The organism is Acinetobacter sp., assembly GCF_050285345.1.
Classification (GTDB): domain Bacteria; phylum Pseudomonadota; class Gammaproteobacteria; order Pseudomonadales; family Moraxellaceae; genus Acinetobacter.
The window spans coordinates 24,658-51,169 of the sequence record NZ_JBLZXR010000024.1; the positions used below are offsets into that span (position 1 = coordinate 24,658).

Annotated in this window: 21 protein-coding genes; 7 read left to right on the top strand and 14 right to left on the bottom strand. The window is 40.1% G+C overall.

The window, feature by feature from the left end:
* Positions 1-59: 59 nt before the first annotated feature.
* The 4 genes from ACN6OV_RS02085 to ACN6OV_RS02100 form a co-directional block, all read right to left on the bottom strand.
* Entirely contained in the window at positions 60-1,688 is a 1,629-nt protein-coding gene (locus ACN6OV_RS02085) for a long-chain-fatty-acid--CoA ligase (protein WP_427949238.1), read from the bottom strand.
* Between the two features lie 347 nt (positions 1,689-2,035).
* Positions 2,036-3,310 carry a DcaP family trimeric outer membrane transporter gene (locus tag ACN6OV_RS02090; protein ID WP_427949239.1) on the bottom strand — a complete coding sequence of 425 codons (1,275 nt, stop codon included), beginning with the start codon at positions 3,308-3,310 and terminating at the stop codon, positions 2,036-2,038.
* 238 nt (positions 3,311-3,548) lie between these two features.
* Positions 3,549-4,916 carry an MFS transporter gene (locus ACN6OV_RS02095; RefSeq protein ID WP_427949241.1) on the bottom strand — a complete coding sequence of 456 codons (1,368 nt, stop codon included), beginning with the start codon at positions 4,914-4,916 and terminating at the stop codon, positions 3,549-3,551.
* 329 nt (positions 4,917-5,245) lie between these two features.
* Positions 5,246-6,160, bottom strand: coding sequence for a LysR substrate-binding domain-containing protein (locus ACN6OV_RS02100; RefSeq protein WP_427949243.1), 915 nt, complete (start codon positions 6,158-6,160; stop codon positions 5,246-5,248).
* A gap of 345 nt (positions 6,161-6,505) precedes the next feature.
* Here ACN6OV_RS02100 and catA point away from each other — a divergent pair, with 345 nt between their 5' ends.
* From catA to pcaD, 7 genes are all read left to right on the top strand, one after another.
* Positions 6,506-7,426 carry a catechol 1,2-dioxygenase gene (gene catA, locus ACN6OV_RS02105; RefSeq protein WP_427949244.1) on the top strand — a complete coding sequence of 307 codons (921 nt, stop codon included), beginning with the start codon at positions 6,506-6,508 and terminating at the stop codon, positions 7,424-7,426.
* Positions 7,427-7,509: 83 nt separating this feature from the next.
* The gene (gene benA, locus ACN6OV_RS02110; protein WP_427949246.1) at positions 7,510-8,907 is read left to right on the top strand and encodes a benzoate 1,2-dioxygenase large subunit; all 1,398 of its coding nucleotides are present in this window, start codon (positions 7,510-7,512) and stop codon (positions 8,905-8,907) included.
* A complete protein-coding gene (gene benB / locus ACN6OV_RS02115; protein WP_427949247.1) occupies positions 8,904-9,413 on the top strand; it encodes a benzoate 1,2-dioxygenase small subunit in 510 nt (169 codons plus the stop codon). Before benA ends, benB begins: the two co-directional genes overlap by 4 nt.
* A gap of 90 nt (positions 9,414-9,503) precedes the next feature.
* Positions 9,504-10,520, top strand: coding sequence for a benzoate 1,2-dioxygenase electron transfer component BenC (benC, locus tag ACN6OV_RS02120; RefSeq protein WP_427949248.1), 1,017 nt, complete (start codon positions 9,504-9,506; stop codon positions 10,518-10,520).
* Positions 10,521-10,537: 17 nt separating this feature from the next.
* Entirely contained in the window at positions 10,538-11,323 is a 786-nt protein-coding gene (benD, locus tag ACN6OV_RS02125) for a benzoate diol dehydrogenase BenD (RefSeq protein ID WP_427949250.1), read from the top strand.
* A 49-nt stretch (positions 11,324-11,372) separates the two neighbouring features.
* Positions 11,373-12,605: a benzoate/H(+) symporter BenE gene (gene benE, locus ACN6OV_RS02130; RefSeq protein ID WP_427949251.1), complete on the top strand. Its 1,233-nt coding sequence runs from the start codon at positions 11,373-11,375 to the stop codon at positions 12,603-12,605.
* 63 nt (positions 12,606-12,668) lie between these two features.
* Positions 12,669-13,448 carry a 3-oxoadipate enol-lactonase gene (gene pcaD / locus ACN6OV_RS02135; RefSeq protein ID WP_427949253.1) on the top strand — a complete coding sequence of 260 codons (780 nt, stop codon included), beginning with the start codon at positions 12,669-12,671 and terminating at the stop codon, positions 13,446-13,448.
* Positions 13,449-13,558: 110 nt separating this feature from the next.
* Here pcaD and ACN6OV_RS02140 read toward each other — a convergent pair whose 3' ends face one another.
* The 10 genes from ACN6OV_RS02140 to tssB form a co-directional block, all read right to left on the bottom strand.
* Positions 13,559-14,305 carry an OmpA family protein gene (locus tag ACN6OV_RS02140; protein WP_427949278.1) on the bottom strand — a complete coding sequence of 249 codons (747 nt, stop codon included), beginning with the start codon at positions 14,303-14,305 and terminating at the stop codon, positions 13,559-13,561.
* A gap of 20 nt (positions 14,306-14,325) precedes the next feature.
* Positions 14,326-15,285 (bottom strand): type VI secretion system-associated protein TagF, encoded by a 960-nt coding sequence (gene tagF / locus ACN6OV_RS02145; protein WP_427949254.1) that lies wholly within the window; start codon positions 15,283-15,285, stop codon positions 14,326-14,328.
* A 60-nt stretch (positions 15,286-15,345) separates the two neighbouring features.
* A complete protein-coding gene (gene tssM, locus ACN6OV_RS02150) occupies positions 15,346-19,116 on the bottom strand; it encodes a type VI secretion system membrane subunit TssM (RefSeq protein WP_427949280.1) in 3,771 nt (1,256 codons plus the stop codon).
* A gap of 91 nt (positions 19,117-19,207) precedes the next feature.
* Complete coding sequence (locus tag ACN6OV_RS02155) at positions 19,208-20,653, bottom strand: hypothetical protein (protein WP_427949256.1); 1,446 nt, start codon at positions 20,651-20,653, stop codon at positions 19,208-19,210.
* Between the two features lie 2 nt (positions 20,654-20,655).
* Entirely contained in the window at positions 20,656-21,645 is a 990-nt protein-coding gene (gene tssG / locus ACN6OV_RS02160) for a type VI secretion system baseplate subunit TssG (RefSeq protein ID WP_427949258.1), read from the bottom strand.
* Complete coding sequence (gene tssF / locus ACN6OV_RS02165; protein ID WP_427949260.1) at positions 21,609-23,417, bottom strand: type VI secretion system baseplate subunit TssF; 1,809 nt, start codon at positions 23,415-23,417, stop codon at positions 21,609-21,611. The genes tssG and tssF overlap by 37 nt, the downstream gene beginning before the upstream one ends.
* Positions 23,418-23,432: 15 nt before the next feature.
* Positions 23,433-23,909: a type VI secretion system baseplate subunit TssE gene (gene tssE, locus ACN6OV_RS02170; RefSeq protein WP_427949262.1), complete on the bottom strand. Its 477-nt coding sequence runs from the start codon at positions 23,907-23,909 to the stop codon at positions 23,433-23,435.
* Between the two features lie 69 nt (positions 23,910-23,978).
* Positions 23,979-24,482: an Hcp family type VI secretion system effector gene (locus ACN6OV_RS02175; protein WP_086179007.1), complete on the bottom strand. Its 504-nt coding sequence runs from the start codon at positions 24,480-24,482 to the stop codon at positions 23,979-23,981.
* Between the two features lie 49 nt (positions 24,483-24,531).
* Positions 24,532-26,013: a type VI secretion system contractile sheath large subunit gene (gene tssC / locus ACN6OV_RS02180; protein ID WP_427949263.1), complete on the bottom strand. Its 1,482-nt coding sequence runs from the start codon at positions 26,011-26,013 to the stop codon at positions 24,532-24,534.
* A complete protein-coding gene (gene tssB, locus ACN6OV_RS02185; RefSeq protein ID WP_427949264.1) occupies positions 26,006-26,509 on the bottom strand; it encodes a type VI secretion system contractile sheath small subunit in 504 nt (167 codons plus the stop codon). The genes tssC and tssB overlap by 8 nt, the downstream gene beginning before the upstream one ends.
* Positions 26,510-26,512 lie beyond the last annotated feature (3 nt).

Sequence of the window (26,512 nt, forward strand, 5' to 3'; positions counted from 1 at the left end):
AGACATAAAAAACCGCAAAAACTCAAATTGTTCTTGCGGTCCTGAACGCTAAAATTGGATTAATTTTCTAGTAAGACAGAACCAAATTGTTCACGTAGGTCTTTTTTCAACATTTTCCCTGTACCACTTAATGGAATTGCATCGACAAAAATCACTTTATCTGGCACCTGCCATTTTGCGACTTTGTCTGCATAGTAATCCAAAATTTCGGTATCGGATAAATCGACATTCGGTTTTTTAATTGCAATTAAAATAGGACGTTCATCCCATTTCGGATGTGTTGCTGCAATCACTGCTGCCATGGCAATTTTCGGATGTCCCATCGCCAAGTTTTCTAGATCAACAGATGAAATCCACTCACCGCCCGATTTAATTAAATCTTTGGAGCGATCGCTAATTTTGAGGAAACCATCTTCATTCAGTGTTGCAATATCACCTGTGTCAAACCAGCCGTCAGCGGTGTGTGTAGACTCAGTTTTTCCAAAATAATTTTGAATGATCCAATGACCTTGGATTTGTAGATTACCTGTCGTGATGCCATCACGAGTGACTTCATGTGTGCCATTTTCTTCATCTGTTATACGTAAATCGACACCAAATGGTGGACGACCTTGAGACAAACGAATTTGTAATTGTTCATCTGCAGATAAATGCTGATGCTTGGCTTTGAACTGATTGGCAGAACCCAATGGACTAGTTTCAGTCATTCCCCATGCATGAATGGTTTCGCAGTCAAACTGCTCTTTAAAAACTTTGAGCATTGCAGGTGGACATGCCGATCCACCGACCACATTGCGTTTGAGACTCGGTAGTTGACTACCCGCTTGTTGTGCAGCATTGATTAAACCTTGCCAGATGGTTGGCACACCCAAAGCCACAGATACTTTATAAGTATCAATCATGTGAGTCAGGCTTGCACCATCAAGCCCCGGACCTGGTAGCACCAAGGTACAACCGACCATGGCTGCGGCGTATGGTGTGCCCCAAGCATTGACATGGAACATCGGCACGACAGGCATCATAATGTCGCGTGCTGAAATATTCAGTGAATCTGGCATACAGATCGCGTAACTGTGTAGCACGGTAGAACGATGACTATATAAAACTCCTTTCGGATTACCTGTCGTTCCAGAGGTGTAACACAATGAACTTGCAGATAATTCATCAAGTTCGGGCCAAATAAAGTCAGTACTTTGCGCGGCAATTAAATCATCATAAAATTGAATATCTGGAAAATCTTCAGCGATAGCCGCATCAAAAGCATCGAGACAAATATAGTGTTCTACCGATTTTAATAATGGTCGCACTGCTTTGACTAAAGGCAAGAAGGTTTTATCGAATATAATCACGCGATCGGATGCGTCATTAATGATAAAAATTAATTGTTCCGGAAATAAACGCGGGTTAATGGTGTGACAGACAAAACCACTGCCCGAAATGCCATACCAAGACTCTAAATGACGATGATTATTCCACGCAATTGTCGCAACACGGTCGCCTAAATTTAGTCCCAATGAAACCAATACATTGGCAAAACGTTTCGAGTTTTCGTGAACTTTCCCCCAAGTCGTTTCGGTAATCGTGGTATCAGTATTTTTTGAAATGACTAAACTATCCGCATGATAGCGACCTGCATGTTCAATCATGCTGCTAATTAATAGCGGTTTAAACATCATATTACCCAGCATTCTGTGCTCCTTATGCTTTTTCCATTTTTATATCTGTGATTTTTATCAACGAAGTAAACTTAATACGATGTATCAATCCTATCTACATCAAGTCTGTCCAATTGTTTTAACCTAGAAAACCCACTTTGACTACTGTTTTTCTTGAAACTTTAAAATTCTATTTTTTATTAGACAATTTATTGGTCGAGATAAAACTCTAAAACGTAAGTGAGAACAAATTTCAGTCCATGTTGTTTTTAAGAATACTGAATTAAATCAGTATTTAAAAAGATATTTTTTATGTCATTTAAATCTAAAAAGCCTGAGATCATGGCTCAGGCTTTTTAGTCAACCTTTAGTATATTGCCTTAGAAATTATAAATCGCAACGGCATTTAGACGGTTATCTTCACCCTTTTTACTGCCGTTTGGCGCAGCGCCAAATGCTTCACGTTCACCATAGACATATTCAAGCCCGAAACTAATCGGTTTAGTTGGGCTATAGAACACATTGGCCCATGCTTGCCATAAGTCTTTATTAATTGTTGTTTTATTAGCAAAGGTATTGATATAGTCATTATTTTCATCGGCTTTCATATAACCATAGCCCAATGTACCGCGCCATTGCGTATTGAATTGCTGGGTAATGCCAAGCGTAATCGAATCAAATTCATTGGTCTCAACAATGTCTTTATCGGCATTCGTCACAAAACCGGGGTTGGTCCAAGACACAAAGCTACTGTCACCTTTAACATGGTAGTAATCGGCTTTTATAAATGTTTTCTCTGTTAGATCCAATTTAGCGCCAAGTCCCACGCCCCATGCGGTTTCAGTGTCTGCATCCGTTTTCTTTTCCGAGCCCATTGCACGAGCGCTGATTGCCAAAGTATCGCTAAACTTATGATTTAATCGTGCAGTTAAAGCCGGCAAGCGCATATTTGAACTGCTATCTTTAGAATCTTCAGCCGCTAAAACTAAATTTGTAGCAGGAGCAAATTTGTAGGTATAGCGTACTTGCGGTGTACGTTTTACAGAGCCACCAACATAACCCAATGCATCAATGGTTTCCGGCATATAATCTGGAACGGCAAAGTTTGACCATGTCTGACCCATTAACCAATTACCATAAGTTAAATATGCATGACGAATACGTAAATTATCGAGGTTAGTACCGCCTAAGAAATCTACTTCAATTTTACCGCCGACATCACCAACTTGTGTCGGTGTTTTAAAATCTAAGCCTAAGCGCGTTGCTGAAAGTGTTGATCTTAAACGATCACTATTTTCGGTGTTCCCTTCCAAAGGTACGCTATTGATCTGGTTATATGGCATATCGCGAGCGCCACCTTCAGCTTGATACGATGCGTCCATACGAACATTACCGTATAAGTTGAACTCAGCCCCACCTTTGGTTAAAGTTTTTTCAACCATCTTAGGCGTCGTCGACACTTGCTGCTTCACCGCATTCAGTTGAACGGCTTGCTGCTGTTGTTGCTGCGTATACTGTTCAAGCATGTGTTTTAACGCATTTACTTCATTTCTCAGTTGTTCAACTTCTGTCGTTGTATTGCTTTGTGCATATAATGTGGCACTACTTAACATTGATAATGTCGCAACTAGAGCATTCTTCTTAAATTGATTCATTTAACACGGGTCCTGTGTATCTAAGTCTGTCCTGACTTTTACTCTTAAGGTTTTAGATCCTTTTGCATTGCTGGTTTTTAACGCAATGTATTTTTTTAATACTTTAAAATGAATCTTTTATCGCATTAAAATTGCGTTAAAAAACAACGTATAAAAAGCCTATTGATTCTAACAGTTCGTTCATTTTTTAGAATAAGCCTACTACTAATGTGCAGTAGGCTCATGAGTTCAATATTCTTTAGTTGGTGGTGGTTTTAACTGCATCAAAGCTTTGTTTTGATTTGTTTTTTTCACCATCTACAGACGCTTTTAGGTTAACCATAAATACCGCTAATGCCGCAATCACACCCGGTATCGCAATCGCCAGAAAGTTCATTTGATGTGGTAACTCAAAAGTTAACAATGCGCCAGTCAACACTGGTCCAACAATTGCGCCGATTCGTCCAATCCCTGAAGCCCACCCCATACCTGTAGAGCGCACCGCAGTTGGATAGAACTGTGCAACAAAGGTATAGAGTAAAATTTGTGAGCCAATGGTTGCTGCACCGGCAATCGCAATTAAAGTATACAACACGGCTTGCGGGCTATTAAAACCAAGTAAAATCAATGCGATTGCGCCAGCAGCGAACATCGTTGTTAAAACTGGTTTCAAATGGAAACGGTCTGCAAGCACACCACCGCCAATAGCACCGACCATACCGCCAATGTTTAAAGCAAATAAGAAAATCATACTTGCACCAAGCGAATAACCCGCTTGAATCATTAGTTTCGGCAACCAGCTTCCAAGTGCATAAACCATTAGTAAGCACATAAAAAATGCTATCCAAAACATCATGGTGCTAAAAGTACGGCCTTGTTGGAACAATGCTTTTAATGGGGCCTCATCACCTGCAACAGCTTCATTTAATTTAAAGGTAGTTTGTGGTGGGATATTTTGCTCAGGTGCAATTTTTTGTACAATGCTACAGACTTTTTCAGTTTCCCCTTTTTTTGTGAGAAACATTAAAGACTCAGGTAGAAATTTCCAAATAAGCGGTAAAGCCAGAAATGGAATGATGGCGATATAGAACATGATTTTCCAACCATAGTCCGTCACTAACCATGCACCCAATAAAGCTGAAGTCATCCCGCCAATAGCATAGCCACTGAACATGACCGCAACGAGTGTGCTACGAATACGCTTTGGCGCATATTCAGTCATTAAAGCCACCACGTTTGGCATCACGCCGCCAATGCCTAGCCCTGCTAGAAAGCGTAAAATACCGAATTCAATTGGATTTGATGCAAATGCACCTAAGAAGGTGAATCCACTAAAAATGGCCACACAAATCATGATGGTCTTTTTACGGCCCAATCGGTCAGAGAGCGTTCCAAAAGACATTGCGCCAAACATCATGCCAAATAATGCGGTACTGGCCAACATACCAGCCTGAACTGCAGATAGTGCCCATTCCTGCATCAGCAGCGGTAAGGCAACACCGTAAATCACTAAATCGTAGCCGTCAAAAATAATAATTAAAAGACACCAAATCAGTACACCCCAATGAAATGGAGTAAATTTTGCTTCATCAATCACTGTGTTGATATTTATAGGTTGTGTGCTCATGCTCGCCTCCTGCTTGCGATGTTCCTTGCAGGTGGAACAATGAAGCAAAGACTTTTTCATGTCCAAAACCGATTAGCTCTAAATTTATACCTTTTTGGTAGGTTTATCATAATAATTTTTTATATCAGCATCTTACAACAAAGTTAAATTAAATCTGTTCAATCAAAATACTCATTGATTGAGTTGTTTTTTATATTTATAGGCGATAAAAAGCGAATTTAAGATTTTTGCTTAAATTCGCATAAAGTTGACTATTTACATGATTATTATCGCTTTAATTATCTATACGATAATAACAGAATTTAAAAAGCTTTTATTGGGTAAGCTTTTTAAATCACCACTCGATCATACTTTATTGCTTCCAAATCATAGACTTGATAGATACTGTCGAAAAGTGAGCGTATATATTCACTTTCATCCATAGATCGAAGTGCCATAAAAATTGGGCTGACAGCAGCATCATCTAATATTGGAATATAGTTTAAATGTGAAAATTGAATACTGCGCGCGCTGGCAGGCACAATGCAGATTCCTTCACCTGCCGCCACTAAACCTAAAGCTAGCTGAATTTCACGCACTTCTTTTAACTTTTTCGGATCAAGGCCGTATTCAGAAAATAGCTGGCGAACTTGGGTGGAGAAATTCGGCTTCGGCATGCTTGGGTATAAAAATAAGTTTTCATCGACTATATCTGCCAAATAAATGCCTTCTTTTTGCTGTGCAAATGGATGTCCTGCATGTACCGCCAGCAATAAAGGTTCTTCGCGCAACAAGACACGCCGTATGGCTGAATCTGAAATACGTAATCGACCAAAGCCGACATCAATTCGTCCTTCTTTTAATGCCAGAATTTGGTCTGTGGTACTCATTTCAATCAATTCAATTTTCAAATTGGGATGCTGTTGGCGAAATAAATAAATAATTTTAGGCAAAAAGCCGTAAAGCAATGAACCGACAAAGCCCATGGTGATGGTTTTTTCGACTAAACCAATGCGCTGCGTCATGGTTTTAATCTCTTCAGCATTAGACAAAAGTTTAACCGCATGCTGATAAAAAAATTGACCGGCTTCTGTGGTCTTAAGTGGACGGCTGCCACGCTCAAAAAGCTGAATCCCTAGCTCTGCTTCAAGGTTCTGGATCTGCCGGCTTAAAGGCGGTTGAGCAATAAAGAGTTTTTCAGCCGCTTTGGTAAAACTTTGCTCTTCTACCACAGCTACATAATAACGAAGGTGCCTGAGTTCCATTCTAGTCCATACCTTTTAAATATAAAAAAATGCAAATTTGATCTTCGACAGTCAAATATTATTCTTCTAAGGTATATCACATCAGGTACACAACGCAAGATTGCGAAAAGTCTGCGAGATGTAAATCGATTGGAATACGGCTTGTCAAAAGTAATGAGATCAACACTTCACCACTTTTTGCAAGGGTTGCTGCTTTATCCATAGATGAATGATGAGATTGGATGTTTGCAGCGTAGATATCCTAAAAATTGAATGTTTTAAAAACAAGGATTATGGCAGGCAGCTAGGTGAAAGTCTCTTTCATTCAAGCCACCTAAATAAATTGCATACTTAAGGAGCATTAGTATGAACCGTCAAGAAATTGATGCACTCGTTAAAAAAATGAATGTAGATACTGCAACTGGCCCTGTAGACGAGCGTGTACAGCAAGTGATTGTACGTTTATTGGGTGATTTATTCCAAGCGATTGAAGATTTGGATATCTCTCAATCAGAATTATGGAAAGGTCTGGAATACTTTACCGATGCAGGTCAAGCCAACGAATTAGGTCTTTTGGCTGCAGGTTTAGGTTTAGAACACTACCTAGATTTACGTGCTGATGAAGCTGACGCAAAAGCAGGCATTATTGGCGGCACACCACGCACGATTGAAGGTCCACTTTATGTTGCTGGTGCACCAGAAACAGTTGGCTTTGCACGTATGGATGATGGTTCTGAAGAAGGCAAAATCCCGACACTGTTTATTGAAGGTACAGTGACTGATACCGAAGGCAACATCATTGAAGGTGCTCAAGTTGAAATCTGGCATGCCAACAGCCTAGGCAATTATTCGTTCTTCGATAAATCACAATCTGATTTCAACCTACGCCGTACGATTATTTCAGATCATGACGGTAAATATGTTGCACAAACCACGATGCCTGTAGGTTATGGCTGCCCACCTGAAGGGACAACTCAATTTGTTTTAAATAAATTGGGCCGCCACGGCAACCGCCCTTCACATGTTCACTACTTTGTATCAGCGCCGGGTTATCGCAAGCTCACCACGCAATTCAACATTGAAGGCGACCAATACCTGTGGGATGACTTTGCTTTCGCGACTCGTGACGGTCTGGTTGCAACCGCTGAAGATGTTACAGACGAAGCTGAAATTGCGCGCCGCGGTATGAGTGAACCATTCAAACACATTAGCTTTAATGTGGAATTGGTGAAAGAACAATCTGCTGCACCTTCAACTGAAGTTGATCGCCGCCGCGCAAGCGCTTAACGCATTATTTAAAGGAATTGAGATGTCAATGCAAGGACATCTCAAGGACTTCCCTAAAACATTTGGAAAGTCGGAGAACGGACATGCCTCGTATTCCAGTAATTAACACCAGCCATTTAGATCGTATTGACGAACTTTTAGTTGACGATTTCGAAAGTGGCGAATTTAAACTTCATCGTTCTGTATTTACAGATCAAGCCCTTTTCGATTTAGAGATGAAATACATCTTTGAAGGCAACTGGGTATACTTGGCACACGAAAGCCAAATTCCAAATAACAACGATTTCTACACCACTCACATTGGCCGTCAGCCGATCATCATTGCGCGTAACCGCCAAGGTGAGCTGAATGCCATGATCAACGCCTGCTCACACCGCGGCGCACAGCTTTGCCGCCATAAAAAAGGCAACAAAGCAACTTATACTTGCCCATTCCACGGTTGGACATTTAACAACTCAGGCAAGTTGCTGAAAGTGAAAGATCCTGCTGATGCGGGTTATTCCGACTGCTTTAACCAAGACGGTTCACATGACTTGAAAAAAGTGGCACGTTTTGAAAACTATAAAGGCTTCTTATTTGGCAGCTTAAACCCAAATGTACCTTCACTTGAAGAATTCCTTGGCGAAACCACAAAAATCATCGACATGATTGTGGATCAGTCAGAACAAGGTTTAGAAGTACTTCGCGGTTCATCAACTTATACCTATGAAGGCAACTGGAAACTGACTGCCGAAAATGGCGCAGATGGTTACCACGTTTCTGCTGTTCACTGGAACTATGCAGCAACGACGCAGCAACGTAAAGAAAAAGAAGCGGGTGACAATATCCGTGCGATGAGTGCGGGTTCTTGGGGCAAGCAAGGTGGTGGTTCATACGGTTTTGAACATGGCCATATGCTGCTTTGGACGCAATGGGCTAACCCAGAAGACCGTCCTAACTTTGTTAAATCAGATGAATATACCGAAAAATTCGGCGCACCAATGTCGAAGTGGATGATTGAGCGTTCACGTAACCTTTGTTTATATCCAAACGTCTATTTAATGGATCAGTTTGGTTCACAAATTCGAGTCCTGCGCCCGATTTCTGTCAATAAAACGGAAGTGACGATTTATTGTATTGCCCCTGTGGGTGAAGCACCTGAAGCGCGCACACGCCGTATTCGCCAATATGAAGACTTCTTTAATGCTTCAGGTATGGCAACACCAGACGATCTTGAAGAATTTCGTGCTTGCCAAGCCGGCTATGCAGGTATTGAGCTTGAATGGAACGACATGAGCCGCGGTGCAAAACACTGGATTCAAGGCCCAGATAATGCTGCCAATGAAATTGGTTTAAAACCTATTTTAAGCGGTATTAAAACTGAAGATGAAGGCCTGTATTTGGCACAGCACCAATACTGGCTACAAATGATGAAACAAGCGATTCAATCTGAAAAAGAGTTGGCGGATTTAGAAACTGAAAATATGGGAGAAAGCGCATGAATGCAGTTGCACAACAAGACATTATAACGCTTGAAAATATCTCTCAGTTTCTTTACCGCGAAGCACGCTTTTTAGATGATGAACAGTGGGATGATTGGCTCAATTGCTATGCCTCTACTGCGTCTTTTTGGATGCCGGCTTGGGATGATGATGACAAACTGACCGAAGATCCACAGTCTGAAATCTCATTGATCTACTACCCTGACCGTCAAGGTTTGGAAGACCGTGTGTTCCGTATCAAAACAGAACGTTCTTCTGCAACCATGCCGGATACACGTACCAGCCACAACATTTGCAATATTGAAGTGGTTGAGCGTAATGGCGATAAAGTGACAGTCCGTTTTAACTGGAACACTTTAAGCTTCCGCTACAAAAACAATTACAGCTATTTTGGCATGTCACGTTATGAAATTGATTTTTCAGGCGCTGAGCCAAAGATTCTGAGTAAATACGTTGTCCTTAAAAATGATTATATCAATCAAGTTATTGATATTTATCACCTCTAAGACTGTTCTTACAGCAAGGTAACACCTTTCAGCCAGAAGGATATTTGGCTGAAAGGCATCGTTTCAAAGATTTATATAGGATATTCAGCCATGTCAAACCACAATGTTGCACTTCAATTTGAAGATGGCGTAACACGTTTTATTTCTGTTGCACAAGGTGAAACCTTATCAGATGCGGCATACCGCCAAAAGATCAATATTCCTCTGGACTGCCGAGACGGTGCTTGCGGTACATGCCGCGCATTTTGTGAATCAGGTTCGTTTGACATGCCTGAAGAAAATTATATTGAAGATGCATTAACTCCTGAAGAAGCGGCTGAAGGTTATATTTTGGCTTGCCAATGCAAACCAACTTCAGATGCAGTGTTCCAAATTCAAGCCTCTTCAGATGTTTGCAAAACAGAAATTCACGAATTTAAAGGCACCCTGTCACGTGTCGAAAACTTGTCAGATTCGACCATTACTTTCGATATTCAGCTTGATGAAGGCCAACCTGACATTAACTTCTTGGCTGGTCAATATGTCAATGTCGGCATTCCGGGAACAGATGAAACCCGTTCATATTCATTCAGTTCTAAGCCGGGCAACCGTTTAACCGGTTTTGTGGTACGTAATGTGCCAGAAGGCAAAATGAGCTCATTCCTCAGCGCCAATGCCAAAGCCGGCGATGTAATGAGCTTTAAAGGCCCTTTTGGCAGCTTCTATCTACGTAATGTGGTGCGCCCTGTGTTGATGCTGGCCGGTGGTACGGGTATCGCGCCATTTATGTCAATGCTGCAAGTTTTGGAAGAAAAAGGTTCTGAACAGCCAGTACGTCTTGTATTTGGTGTAACCAATGATTTTGACTTGGTTGCGATTGAAAAACTGGATGAATTGCAAAGCAAATTCCCGTGGTTTGAATACCGCACTGTTGTTGCAAGCCCTGAATCTACCCATGAGCGTAAAGGCTATGTGACTGGCCATATCGAAAATGAATGGCTGAATGGCGGTGATGTCGATATTTACCTCTGCGGTCCTGTACCGATGGTTGAAGCAGTTCGCAGTTGGTTAGATGCTGAAGGTGTTAAACCTGCAAGCTTCCACTTTGAAAAATTCTCTGCAAATTAATTTTAGGAGCTTTTTCAATGTGTGATCGTCAAAGATTTTTAAATAAAGTTGTTATTGTAACTGGTGCCGCACAAGGCATCGGCCGCGGTGTTGCGCTGCAAGTTGCAAGCGAAGGCGCTCAAGTTGTCTTGGCTGATTTTTCTGATTATGTTGATGAAACCCTAGCAGAAATTGAAGCAAATAACGGTGATGCCATTGTGGTGAAAGCCAACTTGGAAACCTATGCTGGCGCGGCAGCAGTTGCAGCCAAAGCGGTTGAAGCCTATGGCCGAATTGATGTACTGATTAACAATGTTGGCGGTGCAATTTGGATGAAACCTTTCACTGAATTTACACCGGAAGAAATTGAGAAAGAAATCAGCCGCTCACTTTTTCCCACCATGTGGTGCTGCCATGCCGTCTTGCCCGAAATGCTAAAAAATCAGACGGGTGCTATTGTCAATGTATCCTCTATCGCAACTTGCGGTATTAACCGTATCCCTTACTCTGCGGCTAAAGGTGGCGTGAATGCATTGACTCGATCTTTAGCCTTTTGCCATTCCAAAGATGGCATTCGAGTAAATGCTGTCGCCACTGGCGGTACAGAAGCACCGCCGCGTAAAGTACCGCGTAATGCGAATCCATTGTCGGACTCTGAAAAGCAATGGATGCAGCAAGTGGTTGATCAAACCATTGACCGTACTTTCTTAGGCCGTTACGGTACCATTCAAGAACAAGTGAATGCAATTCTCTTCCTTGCTTCTGATGAATCTTCATATATGACCGGTACGGTCATGCCAGTCGGTGGTGGTGATCAGGGCTAATCCTGATCATTTGGTAATACAGGATCATTGAGGCACGGAGGCAAAAACAATGACGACCCTGTTTAAAACTTTAAAAGAAGATTGGTCGATTTCGGCAACTGTTGCAGGATTTTTAGCAGTTCTTATTTCATATGCTGGCCCGATGATTATCTTTTTTCAGGCCGCACAACAGGCTGATGTTTCATCTAGCATGATGGCATCATGGATTTGGGGCAGCTCCATTGGGGCGGCAATTACTGGGATTATTTTATCGATTCGATATAAAGTCCCGATCATTACCGCATGGTCTGCACCCGGCACCGCGTTATTGGTCGCATTATTTCCCAATATTTCACTCAATGAAGTTGTCGCGGCCTACATCACCTCTGCCGTGATTATTTTTATCATCGGCATTACAGGCTCTTTCGATCGATTGCTTAAATCCATCCCACAAGGACTGGCGGCCGGCATGATGGCCGGTATCTTGTTTCAATTTGGTGTTGGATTGTTTAAAGCCACAGACAGTATGCCCTACATCGTGTTTGGCATGTTACTGTGCTTTTTACTGGCCAAGCGTTTTTCACCACGCTATGCCATTATTTGGGTGTTAATTTCAGGTGTTTCTTTAAGTTTCCTTTTTGGAAAAATCAATCCTGTTCCCATGGATTTTGCATTGGCAGTCCCAGAGTTTATTTCTCCTGAATGGACTTGGTCATCGACTTTAAACTTTGCAATTCCATTAACAATTGTGAGTTTAACCGGTCAATTTTTGCCCGGTATGGCAATTATCAAATTAAGCGGTTATGACACCCCTGCAAAACCAATTTTAAGTGCCGCAAGTATTGTGTCTTTAGCTGTAGCCATTACAGGCGGTATCACTATTGTCTTGGCTGCAATTACGGCAGCTTTATGTACAGGTAAAGATGCGCATGAACTGAAAGAAAAGCGTTATATCGCCGGTATTGCCAACGGTCTGTTCTACATTTTAGGCGGCTTATTTGCAGGCAGTATTGTCACGCTGTTCAGCATTTTACCCAAAGAGTTGGTGGCTGCACTTGCAGGTCTTGCTTTGCTTGGTGCAATTACAACCAATATTAGTGCGGCTATGCACGATGAGTCGCAACGTGATTCAGCATTAATTACGTTTTTGGCTACCGTATCTGGAATGCATTTTCTAGGTCTCAGTTCAGTGTTTTGGGGTATTTGTATAGGAATTATTGCTCATCTTATATTGAGTAAACCTAAACAAACTGCAACCAGAGTGCATGCACCTACTGTACCGTCTACTGATTCGAAGTCGTGAATGAGTCAAAACGAATGAATAGTCCACTCCCTTTTTTAAAGGGAGGCTGGGAGGGATTTTAAAATGCCAACATTTAGATCGAATGATGCTGAAATCAATTACCAAACTTTTGGTGACAGCCATAAATCCGCGCTGATATTTTCTAATTCTTTAGGTGCCAAGTTCAGCATGTGGCAGCCGCAAATCAATTTTTTCAAAAAAGATTTCTATGTTATTTGTTATGACACCCGTGGACATGGCGAATCTACCGTACCCAAAGGTCCTTATCAAATAGAACAACTGGGTACAGATATCGTCAATTTACTGGATCATCTGAATATTGAAAAAGCCAGTTTTTGCGGTATTTCAATGGGTGGACTGATTGGCCAATGGCTGGCGATTTATCATCCTGAACGTTTTAACCATGTGATTGTGTGCAATACGGCAGCGAAAATTGGTCAAGCACCAACATGGAATGACCGTGCGCAGCTTGTGCGTGAACAAGGGCTAAAACCCATTGCAGATACCGCAGCCGCACGTTGGTTTACCGAACCGTTTATCCTGAGCAATACAGCAATTGTAGAGTCTTTAACTAATGACCTTGGTGCTGGCAGCCCAGAAGGTTATGCTAGCTGCTGTGAAGCTTTGGCTCAAGCGGACATGCGCAAACAATTGGCAGAAATTCGCACTCCTCTACTGGTAATTGCCGGACAAAAAGATCCAGTAACGACCGTAGCGGATGCACAGTATATTATCAACAACGTGCGTAGCAGTTCATTGTTTGAGCTTAATGCCTCACATATCTCTAATATTGAACAGCCCAAAGCATTTAATCAGGCCGTACTCAGTTTTTTACAGCTATAACTTTTATTTGAAAATAAGTATCTCACTTCATGTGTGGCTTTATTTTATGAAGATACATAAAAAAACCAGTTCATTTTGAGCTGGTTTTTATTTCGGCTGAATCTGATGTGTTAAAGCACTTCAAACTCGATTCGACGGTTTTTCTTACGACCTTCAGGTGTAGCATTGTCAGCAACAGGTTTATTTGCTCCCATACCTTCTGCGCTCAAATTCGCTGCATTAATATTTTTTGAAATCAAATAGCTTTTAACAGTATTCGCGCGTTCTTGGCTCAGGGCTAGATTCTTTTCAGCATTGCCTGAGCTATCCGTATGTCCAATAATTCGAACTTTCTTGCCACCAACACGATTTAATGCAACCACCATCTCATCTAAAATTTGCACGCCAGATGACGCTAAAATCGCACTACCCGATTCAAATTCAATGATACGGTTACGTAAAGCTGCATCAATGATCGCTTGTTCTGCTTGATTCACAGAAAGCTGAGCATTAAATCGGTAAGGTGCTTGGACTAAAGATTGAAACTTGGTGCTGGTCGGTTGAATATCATTTTGATTTGACATTTTTCCGCTTAAATCCACTTGCGTTCCACGAACTGAAAGTTTGCCTTGTTTAACCTTTTTCAGATCATCATTGATCATTTGGCTCACACTATTGCCCCAGCCATTAGGTGCAGTCACCGCACGAACCTGAATTTTATCAACGACATTTTCTTGCCCATAGGTTAAATAGGCTTTATTTAAAATTTCTTGCTTGGTGGTTTCATTCGGTACCGCACCTTCAATCACAATGGGTTGCGCCCAAAGTGCGGTAGAAAATCCGACGAAGCACACTGTCGCTAAAAATTTAGACAACATTGGTTTGGTTTTCAGCATCATTATTCTTCTATAAAAGTCTGTCTAAAAAGTTTGATTCCGTGACTCAGGCTAATCTGACGTTCACTCAATGATTGTTCCAATACCGCCAAGCCTGCATTTTGCTCTAAATATGGATCAATCCATTGCGCATCAATGAGTGATACCCAATGGTCACTGTCCATATTTTGGGTAAACACATCACTTAAAGCCCTAATGTCTGCACCTTGGAAGCCAAACAACAGTACAGGTGAATCACTATGCAAAATCCCAATCAGTAATTCTGCATCTTGATTTTTCACAAATCGGCTAATCAAATTGACCCAAAAAGCTGCAATTTCATAGCAATAGCTAATATTGTTGATCGGCAGAATCAACACTTTATTCAGCTTTGATGTGCCTTGACGAATGATCGGTTGTAGCAGCAATCCCAAACCAATCATGCTTTGTGCAAGCTGATACGGCGTGAAATTCAATAATCGCGCAAACGAATGCAAGGTATGGTGCTCATAGAACGAAGATGTTTCTTCAGTCCCAAACACCTGAATGTCATTGCTTAATTTTCCAAGTTTATCGAGCAAAACATCTGGATCACGGATCGAACGCATCACACGATTACGCTGATATAAATCAATCAGCGTTTGTTTATAACGATATGGAGCATACAAAATATTGTCATAAGGATCATCTATTTCTAACAGATGTGCCAAGACCATCGGAAACTGTCGTTTTGAACTGTCTTCACTACTGATTAAATTCGCAGCCAAAAAGCGTTTATCTTTTGGACTGGCGATAAAAAAATCCAGTGATGGCAAGGCATTATAAGCAGCATTAAACTTATCCGAGCGCATGGCATATTCAAGCGCCTCGGTAATCCACTGATCGATTAACTGGATCAGTGAATATTGTTCACGGCTTTTTAAGAAGTCACCACGTGCAGGACATTTGCCATAATACAGAGGTGTCGTTCTTACTTCATACATAGGCACACTCCTTGTTGCGCTGAGCGAATGTCGCGAATCGAATTTGAAAATGAATAGTCATCATGGCGTTGCTGTTCCTTGTACAGCACGCATTGGTGAATTTTCTGGCGATGCAACAGGAGCCTGACTGGCAGGTGTTGCTTGTGCAGCGACAACGCGAACACCTTTATTGGTAACCACTTGATCCACCAATGTCATGCCTGAATAGCCTGAACCTGTTGTTGGACCAGAAGCATTTCCACTGATTAAACGGAAATTCACTTTTACAAACACTTTAGGATTTTGTTTGCTCGGCCATACCATTTCAAAGGAATTTCCACGTTCTGTACGCTGTGCACCTTCAATTAAACGGTTAATCCCATATTCACCCGGTTCATCAAAGATAGTATGTGTTTGACCTTCCAAATCAATCGCGGTAATACGCGCACCCGGAATTGCCCCTTTATTTGGCCAAACGAAATTCACCCATTGTTGAACTCCGTTTTCATACACCATTCGTTGACCATCAATATCAATGGTATAAGACAGTAATTGAGGGTTTTCCAATGGATAGAATTGGAAGTTCGATTGACTGGTTGCCGCAGGTGCAGCTTGAGTTAACTCGCCTGTTGCTACGCCATTACTTGGTGCAACATAACGTTGGAAATTCGCAACAAATTGCGGATTTAAGCCAATACCCAAATCTTTCCAGGTTTTAGTCGTTAAGGTATAGCCACGACGGATTACTAATGGGTCTAAATATTCCTTCACAAAGCGTGCAATACTGCCATTTTCACCAAAAATCTGGCTAATTTCATTACTTGTTGCCTGTAATGTTGCATTGCTATTGAATGGATATTTAGGTGCTAAATTCGTACTAAACGGTTGATAAGCTTGCATTGTCCATAACTTATTAATTTCGTTTTGTGCAGGAATTAATAGCACTTCAAATGATTGCGTCACAGGTTGCATAAAGAGTTTTTGAATCATCTGCTGATCTAACTCATTTAGACCCACCGACATTTTTTCATCAACAAATTTTTGTGTACTGTTAAAGACTGAGCTTTGATCATTAATGGTTTGCTTCACTAAGGCCATGCTCGCAGGCCCCATATCGCCACTGCTTTTCAGATCATTAAATTTGCTGCGCACTTGGCTTAATGACAGCATATATTCATCCATAATAGATTTATTCTGCTGATCATCACGCTTACGTACCAATTGATAGAACACATCAAATTCTTTGGCAATCACGCCTTGCGCTGCTGTAGTTGCAACTTGTTGTGCTTGCTGTGCATCATCACGACTCAGCACTTTACGCTTAAACCATGCCACAAAACCTTTTTGTGGTGCCGCAAGTTCGGCTTGAACAATTGGATTATCCCAATTGGTTTCTTTGGCAATACGGTCAATCACTTTACGAATTGGTGAATTTTCAGGCTCACCTAAAATATCAATAAAACGTGACTGTTGTGCAACATCCTTGCCTTTACCATAATGCATTGCATTCAGGAACTTACGCCATTCAGCAATATATTCTTGTTTATACAGCTCAGTTAATTGTTTACTAATTTGGTCTGGGCTTCCGCTAAAGGTTAAGTCATCAGAACGGCTGGTATTGAGCACCCAATCTTGCGTATCGGTTGGATTATTCGCAGCTTGGTTAATTGCATCTTTCACATAATCATTCCAAGCTTGATAGGTGAATATCCCCGGTAAGGCATAACTGCCCAACATGCTATTTTGCGCAGTATCACCGACAATTTGTTTCACCGTTACCGCAGGGAAACGTACCGATCCACGCATTTTAATTTCGTTATACACACGGTCGCGCGCTGGAATACCCATGGTCACAGCGGTCAATAACTGACGCGTTTGATCAACCAATAACGGATCTGATTCTAGCTGCGGGAATGCTGGGTCTGTTGCCAAAGTCATAGCATAAGACAGCACTTGCTCTGCTTTTTGAATCATTTCACCACGTGGCATTTGCCCACGATTTGAGTCTAACCATGAACGCCAGAAACGAGTCACTTGATCACTTAAATGGCTCGATTCAACATATTTATGATTGCTCAGCATGAGATAGGCTTTCAAGGCATTGTATGCATCTTGTGGATTGCTATCTGATGGTTCTAAATATGGTTGATTAGTTTTTACCGCTTGCTTAATTTGAACATTAACATGATTTTCTTTTAATGTTGCTTCATTCGATTTTACGCGCTGTAAATATTGCGCCATATTTTGTTGCGAAGGCACAAGTACCAGTTGTTGAATACCACGTAGATATTCAGTTTTTAATTTTTCACGAATTTGATTGCCTTGATAAAGCCCGAAGCTATATTTCAGTGGACGATCTTCATCAAAATGATCAAGTTGTTGCAAATGACCTTGTAAAATTAGTAAGGCATCGAGTTGAGTCGAAAGTTCACTGCCACTACGGCTTTCCATTTGTACGACTTTGTCCAAATCCGCTTGGACTTCAGCCACCAACTGCTGGTTATTACGATAAGACCATACCCATAAGCCCAGTACAATCGCAACTAATAGTAATGCAGCAATAAACGCCATAAAGCGTTGGCGTTTACGTGTTGGATTAATATGCTGTTTAACTAGATTTTTGTCTTTTAAAATGACCGTTGAGAATAGCCCTTTTAAGAAATAGCCATGATCCTGTGACACTGAATTGGTTGGAATACCAAATTCGCTGTCGGTGCTTTTAACCAAATGAAAATCATCAGCAATTTGCTCCGTCATTGGGCTTTCAATCACACCTTCTTGCAATGCACTGGTGAAATAAAAACCACGGAATACCGGTTTAAACTGATATGGATTATCCTGAAATAAAGTGCCAATAAAGGTTTTTAAAACAGGTTTTAAGCTCTTAAATTCTAATGGGAAGGTCATTACACTCGGTGAAATATTTTGCGAGTGGCGACGACTTAAATGTGTGGTACTAACACTTTTTAAACCATCATATAAAATTGAATAATGCTTTTCGAACATTTCAACCGCATGTTCTGATGAATTTGGGTCATACGGTAAAGTTGCACCCCAAACTTGGTCAAATTCATCTTTATCATAACAATCAAAAAATTCAGTAAATCCTGCAATTAAGTCCATTTTTGAAAAGACAATATATACAGGAGCAAAAACTTCTAAACGCTCCGTTAAATCTTGAATACGCGCACGTAGGTTTTTAGCCAATTTAATCGATTTTTCAGGGCTTTGGCTGACCAATTCAGCCACTGAAACAATCACAATCAAACCATTAATTGGCGCTTTAGAACGGTTTTTCTTTAAAATATTGAGAAAACCCAACCACTCTGAATGATCTTCAGCATAGACCGAATAACGGCCTGCAGTATCCAACAAAACACCATCGGTTGAAAAGAACCAGTCACAGTTACGTGTTCCGCTTAAACCCGCAGACACCATTTTTTGATGTGTTTCTTCAAAAGGAAAACGTAAACCTGAATTATAAATCGCAGAACTTTTACCTGCCGCTGGGTTACCAATCACCATATACCACGGTAATTCATACAGTGCTGCACTGCCTTTTTTATCCCCCAGTTTTGACTTACGAATCAGCTGAATTGACTCTTTCATTTGCTGATTAATCAATGTAAGTTCTTCTTTATTTTTTTGCTTTCCGTATTCAGCTTCATTGTCTTTGGCTATCGCTTCTGCAAGTTCTTCGCCTTGTTGCTTATGGCGATAATGCTGAACCAGCTCATAAATACCCCAAAGAATTAATCCTAGAATATAAACAGCGACAACGATATAAAAGGTTTTTTGTGGAATCGAATTATGCATGGCTACAAGCGCCACAAAAAGCGACAATGCCACCATCGCTTTAGGATTGGTGACATACTGCCAAACATAACCGAGTATTGTATTAAATAATGTGCTCACAATTTTCTCAATCTAATCTTAATTCTATTTAAATCGTTTCATGTTCAAGCTGTTCGTCATCTGAAAATGCTTGAATAAAAGCAAATGTCGATTCTTGGTCGGTACTGTACATCATGGCTGTTAACTCTTCTGGCAAGTGCATACCCAACATGAATCCAAAGATTTTTGCCAAATGCTGGGTATCCCCAAGATTCTGTTTTGTATATAAAAAATGAAATGTTTCGATTGCTGTTGCATCGAATTTATGTTGCAGTTTTTTCACCACCTTCATATCGGTGGCATCATCTAACATCAATAAAAAAGGTTGTTCTGCATCAAACTGCGCTAAGTCTTTGAGTTGCTTGCGTTTTAAACTTTGGGCAAACTCAGTTTCATTAGCCACCAGATTCAGCACTTTTGTCGGCATTAAATTTTGAATATTGACGCTGCTATTCGCAACACACCAACTTGATGCAAATTCGGCAGCGATATACTGTTCTTGCTGCCACATTTTTTCATCCACCCATTCTTGATCAATTTCTGAATCGGTATTAATCACTAAACTGACTTCTGCAGTTTGTTTTGAAACTTGTTCCAAAATGCTGAGCCACTGGGTATATGCAACAGCTGTTCCAATAAAATGCGCTTCGAGATGAATTTGTTCTGGAATAATGCCATAGCCGTTTGACAACTGATTTTTGAGCTCATCAAGATAGTCATCATTCCATTGATGGATTAAATTTTCTGCCAATAGAACATGAATATTTAAACGATTCAGACGCGAAATGGCCGCCTCAGATTGTGCAGCCTGTTCCAAAGCATCATCTTGTGTATAATTCGGATCGACCCAAGCTGGATGCATGCGATATTGATAGGCCAACTCACTATCATAGAATAAAGCCGATTGTTTTAAATGATCCGCGATACAAAATAGGCTTTCCACATGCTGTTCTAATTGTTGCTGAATTAAAGCTTGAATACGTTTTTCGCGCATCGTGATCACATTAAAATCGGTATCTTCATCTTCAGCCGTTAAGTCATCCAGATCTTTAATTCGGTAAGACAATACCGGTAAGCCATAGGCATTAAATAGATTTTGATCTAATTCAGGGCTTTTGAATTGCTGAATCTCTTCAACAATTTGCTCATTTTCACCAAAGCTATGCCATGCCGCAGATGAAAAAATATTAACACTGATATGCTGAACTTCTAAGGGCTTTGGTTTGGCTTGCTCTAAAGCTTCCTGCTCTTTTTGCTCCGCTTGTTCTTCCGCTTTTTTCTGCGCTGCTAATTTTTGTTCTTTCTGATACTGAATGCCTTTATAAATAAAATAAGGAGATAAAATCAGTGCGCATAGAACAGCAGGTAATAGGACAAAATAAGCCGCCAAATCGATTGCTGTTGGATCATAAGCTGTGTCACGCCAGTAAAAAATCACAAAGGTGTTGCACAGTAAAAAAAGCGATGTAAAGGTACCAATGATTAATTTAATCACGATTAATTCCCCATTAAGGCATAACAGGTTTCAGTATTATCTTCCTGCTGATTTGGCTGTAAAAAAGCCCCCTGTCCTAAGCCAATTCCACCAAAGGAATTTAAACAGACAGGTGTCATTTCTTCTTTTTTTAATATCAGACGTATATCCACCATTAATGTGGGACTACACCAAGTTTGAATCATTTGTTTGAGTTTTTGACTTCGTGGTCGATTAGGTAAAAAGCTTAAATAATCATCGTGGGCTAAAGGCCCAATGACAATTTCAATTTTTTCATCAATTTGTTGAATACTTTCCCCACAGAAGGTATTCACGCCAAGTAAACTTGGCTGACTTCCACCTAAGTAGGTTCGCTGCTCTTCCTCAAAAATAAAGGTTTCTGGAATAAATTCACGCACAGCAAAATCATGTTTAAAAATACAACTCAACATGGTTTTTAATGCATAGGCTGTATTATTTTGCCCCTGCATCAGCCCCGAAAATTCTGCAAAATAATCATCCAGATCTGGCTGTTCATGTTGGCTACGTACATAACCATTTAAAGCATGTAAAATGTCGAGATAATGGTTATCTTCTTCAATTTCATAGCGAATCGGCAAATGATAATTGATACTGGCATCAACATAATGTGCTGTCAGCTTATGGTTAAATAAGCCTAGAAACTTCTGGGTTTCTTGGCGTTGCTGGCGGCCACTGAGCTTAATTTTATTGGTATAACTATACGGTAAAGCGCCTTGTATCCCAGTTAAACCGACCATTAAATTGGTAATTTGAACTTTGTCATCATTTAAACTTAAAGTCTCAATTTCCGTATTGGGGAAATTAAGATTTAGAGAACTATCAAACTCAAAATCATTGGCCCAATGCCCTTGTACTTTGCCATACGGTGCATGTCTTAATAGCCGAGTGGCCTGGACAAACTCATAGGCTTTGGGTTCTTTAAAAAGACTATCAACTACAGAGCTTTCTTGCCACCAACGTTCTGAACGCATTGGTATAACTCCTGTTGAGTGTTCGCATCAAAAACCATGACATCGACAAAACTATTCATATTGACTTTTAAATTAAAAATATTGGTCAATAATTGGATAAAAATATACAGGCTGTGCCCTCTAAAAATGTCAGCATCAATTTCTAATTTAACTTTAAGCCCACGTACAAATAATGGAAATGGTTTGCTATCGATTAACTTTTGCGTGGTAGAAAACTGAATATTTTTGATGGAGTCAATAATAATTTGATTTTCTTTCGATTTAGGCAGGTTATAAAGCTCTAACAGTTCTTTAATATGTGCAACAGCATCGCCTTTCATTAATGACATGTTATTTAAGGATAAATGTGAAATAACTCGCCATTGCTCTTTTTTATTTTGCTCAAAATAATATGGAATAGATGGTCGTTTTAACATTAATGCACGACGTGCCAAATTACTGTCGTTTAAGGTCAAGGCATTCTGATCTTTATTATAACTTTCATAGGGTAATTCACGATTACTACATAAAAGTTCAGTACTGATAAAGTCAGATTGGGTGCTATGTGGATCTAATGCACGTGAGACAATAGAATAATTAAGTTCCTGATGTTTATTCTTCATCTGCTGTGGATTCAGACTATAAAAAAACTGAACTTTATCTTGGTGATAATGGCTCATCGCAAAAAATGGCAATACCGGATAATACACTTCATCCTGATTGCTTTTTTCACGCACCATATTCATCTTTAAGATCGAATAGGCTTGATAATATTCAGGATGATGCGCATCGGTGATTAATGGATATTCCATGCGCTTGTGATTAATTTTTTGTGGCTCAGCCTGTTTTTTAAATAAATTTACAATCGGTGTGGAAAATAATTTAAAGTTTGCGGCATTTAATTCCGAATAATTTCGGATTGACGCTTGATCATTCAAATTCAGTTTAAAATGCATTTGAACTTCAAACTCACTGTGCTCCAAACTCAAATATTGAATAAAATCTAAATTCAGTTTCAGGAAATTAAACTTTTCTGGAACACAAAAATATTCCATTAATAAACGATAAGCATGATGCGTATGTTGATCAACTGGAAGTACACTCTGTATTTCATCAAAACCCATCACTTCAAATGGGTTTGAAATATCAAAAATATGTTGTCCAACGCGAATTGAAAAACTGGTACTCGACTTAAAAATACTGTCGAGAACTTGTAGAGGGAAATTTGAAATCGCATCCAGAAAAATCGGCAATTGTTCTTGTGCCAATAAAGCATGTTTATTTGAAAATATTTCAAACCCCAGACTCAAGGTCGCATTTTGATTTAAATGCATGTGTGCTGATGGATGAGTTTTGAAATTTAACTGTTTTAATTGAATCGGTAGTAATACAACATCTTGTACCGTTTGATATTCACATTGAACCCCACGGGTACTTTTAGCCTTTAAGGTTGTCGCTTTTGGAATGAAGTGTCGAGCCGTTAATTGCTTAATTTTATTAATATCTTCAAAGCTGACCACGGAACATGCAGGAAATGGTTTTAAATATTGAGGAAACATCACCTCAAAAATCGAGCGGGTAAAAACGTCATAGCTATCTGCAAGCTTTTTATCAATACGTGCAGAAATTAACGAAAATGCCTGAATTAAACGTTCAATATGTGGATCATCAATCTGTTCTTGATTTAAAGACAGACGTTGTGCAATTTTGGGGTATTTACTGGCAAACTCACGGGACTGTTGTCCAAATTCCTGTAGTTGTTTTTCGTAATACGGTAACAGCTCTTCAATCACAGATAACCCACTTCATTAAGCTCTTGGTGAAATAACATATTGTTGTGTTGTTGGTTTTAATAAGGCATCAAAAACGACAGGTTCATATAATGGGTGGATATTCAGATAAGCTTGAATACTCAAACATAATGCGCCCATATTGTGCCCATCCATTAACATTTCTACTCGAATCTGTTTGAGTCTGGGTTCATGTGCAGCAATTGATTGCTCAATCGACTGACAAATTTTATCGCGGTCTGTCGGATTTGCTGTGGATAAACCCACAAAATCGATAATACCAAACTGTAAAATTGACTTTTTCGCTAAAGGAAAATCGTCAATCAGCTGATCTAATTTTGCCACACGGCTATTCAGCAAATCTTCTAAATCTGAAGCAACAGATTCACGTAATTCTTGCAAAGACAAACCTTGAGTTTGCTGTGCATCGGCAGGAAGTAAACGGTCAAATAAAGTCGTTCTAAAACCATAAGGATAAAGCTGATCGAGATTCATATCTTCTTATAAATATTAAAAAAATTAAAATAGAGGCTAAACAAGTTAGCCTCTATCAGAATCCGTCTATTACGCTGCGTATGAAGCAGTGTTATTAGACAATGACCATTTCTTCGTCACAGCACCTTTCGCTGTTCCGTTGATGTCTTGTTGGTTATACGTCCACTCAACCGCAGCGTATTTCAAACCAAATGATTCGTGTGGAACACCTTCATCATTTACAGTTGGTGTCACACTTGAAACCAGTACATGTTTCAATTTGATTTGAAGATATTTAATACGTTTGTCGCCATTCGCACGGTAGAAATCGATTTGAACTTCGTCAAATGTATAACCTGCAGAGCACGCTTCCCAAAGTTTTGGGCTTGTCGCATCAAGGTCTTTCACAAACAGCATGTCAGAATGTTCAACACGTTCAGCTGTATGACCACCAACACTCGAAGAAGTTGCAGATTTTGGCTGACGAATGTTATGCGTCCAAGAGTTTACTTCTAACCAGCTCTTATGTTCCGCATCACGTGATTCGCCATCTACTTTGTACTTACCACGAAATTGAATGTATATATCTTTCATTGTTCTCAAAACCTATTTATTTAAAGTTATTATAAAGTTGACCCAAAAATTAATTTGAGGACTGAGGCAACTCGGTCACAAGTCGTAAAGAAACAGACAACTCATCCAACTGGAAATGCGGTCTTAAAAAGACCACAGACTTGTAGTGACCCGGTAATGCTGGGTTTTCTACAACCTTTACAGAAGCTTCACGTAATGGATATTGCGCTTTTGCTTCCTGAGATGCGCCATCATCAAGCAATACATATTGAGATAGCCATTCATTTAAGAAAGTTTCCACATTACCAGCAGATGCAAAACTTCCCACTTTATCGCGCATCATTGCTTTTAAATAATGTGCAATACGGGAAACTGCCATGATGTATTGAATTTGACTAGATAAAGCAGAGTTTGCATTTGCGCTATCACTATCATATTTCTTTGGTTTCTGCGTCGATTGCGCACCAAAGAACGCTGCATAGTCAGTATTTTTGCAATGGACCAATGGAATAAAGCCCAAATCACTGAGTTCTTTTTCACGGCGGTCTGTAATTGCAATTTCAGTTGGACATTTGAATACCACTTCACCATCATTGGTTTTAAAGGTATGAACTGGCAAGCCTTCAACCAAGCCACCACCCTCAACACCACGAATTGCAGCACACCAACCATGCATATCAAAGGCATTGGTCAAACGTGTACCAAATGCATAAGCGGCATTCATCCATAAGTATTCATTATGGTTTTGGCCAGACACTTCTTCAACATAGTTGAAGCCTTCGGTCGCAGTACCTTCTTTCGGATGGTACGGCAAACGTCCCAGTACGCGTGGCATGGTCAATGCAACATAACGCGCATCATCACTTTCACGGAAAGAACGCCATTGTACATATTCAGCAGTTTCAAAGATTTTTGAAACATCACGTGGGCGGTCAATATCTGTAAATGACTCAAGCCCCAACATATTTGGACTAGCTGCCGAAATAAATGGCGCATGTGCTGCTGCAGCTACATGTGAAATTTGTTCAAGCAGGTACATGTCTGACGGTGTACGATCAAACTCGAAATCACCAATCAATGTTGCATAAGGTGCACCACCGAATGAACCGTATTCTTCCTCATAGATTTTCTTAAACAAAGTGCTTTGATCGAAATCAGTCGCACCCTGAAAATCTTTAATTAACTCTTTCTTGGTCGTATTGAGCATACGAATTTTCGTGAGTGAGTTAGATGGGGTTTCTTGACAGAAATAATATAGTCCGCGCCATGTAGATTCAATTTTTTGAAACTCTTCATGGTGCATAATTTGACTAAGCTGAGAAGAAATTAGCGCATCAATTTCTGCAATACGTTTGTCGATAGACATCGTCATATTTTCAGAAACTGTAATTGTACCTGCCATCACCTCTTTAGCAAGCTCGCCAATTAGACTTTTCGCACGATCATGTTCTTGATCTGTACGTGCAATTCGACTTTGTTCAACAATCGAATCTAGAAGCGAATATTCTTCAACTTCAATGTTTTCAGCAGTTGCAGTATTTAAATTACTCATTTTCTGCCTCCACACTTAACTTACGCACTTGATCTGTATTGTTTAATACTTCATCAAGCAGGTCTTCTAAACGTTCGTTATTTGAAATTTTATTGCGCAAATCCGATAAACGTTCACGTGCAGCAACTAATTTCTGTAAAGGATCAACCTGTTGTACAACATGTTCTGGCGTAAAGTCCGCCATACTTTTAAAAGTAAGGTCTACAGACATTTTCCCGCCATCTTCAGTCAAGGTATTATTTACTTGAAAGTTTGCACGCGGTGCAAGTGATTCCATCACTTCATCAATATTGTCCAAATCAACATTAATGAATTTTTTATCTTTCAATTTGGTTTTTTCTACTTCAGAAGCTGCAGAGAAATCCCCTAATACCCCAACCACAAACGGTAATTCTTTAATTTCCTTACCATCACCAACTTCAACGTCATAGGTTAATTGCACACGAGGTGGACGAATACGCTGTAGCTTTTTTTGCACACTTTCACGTTTTGCCATGAG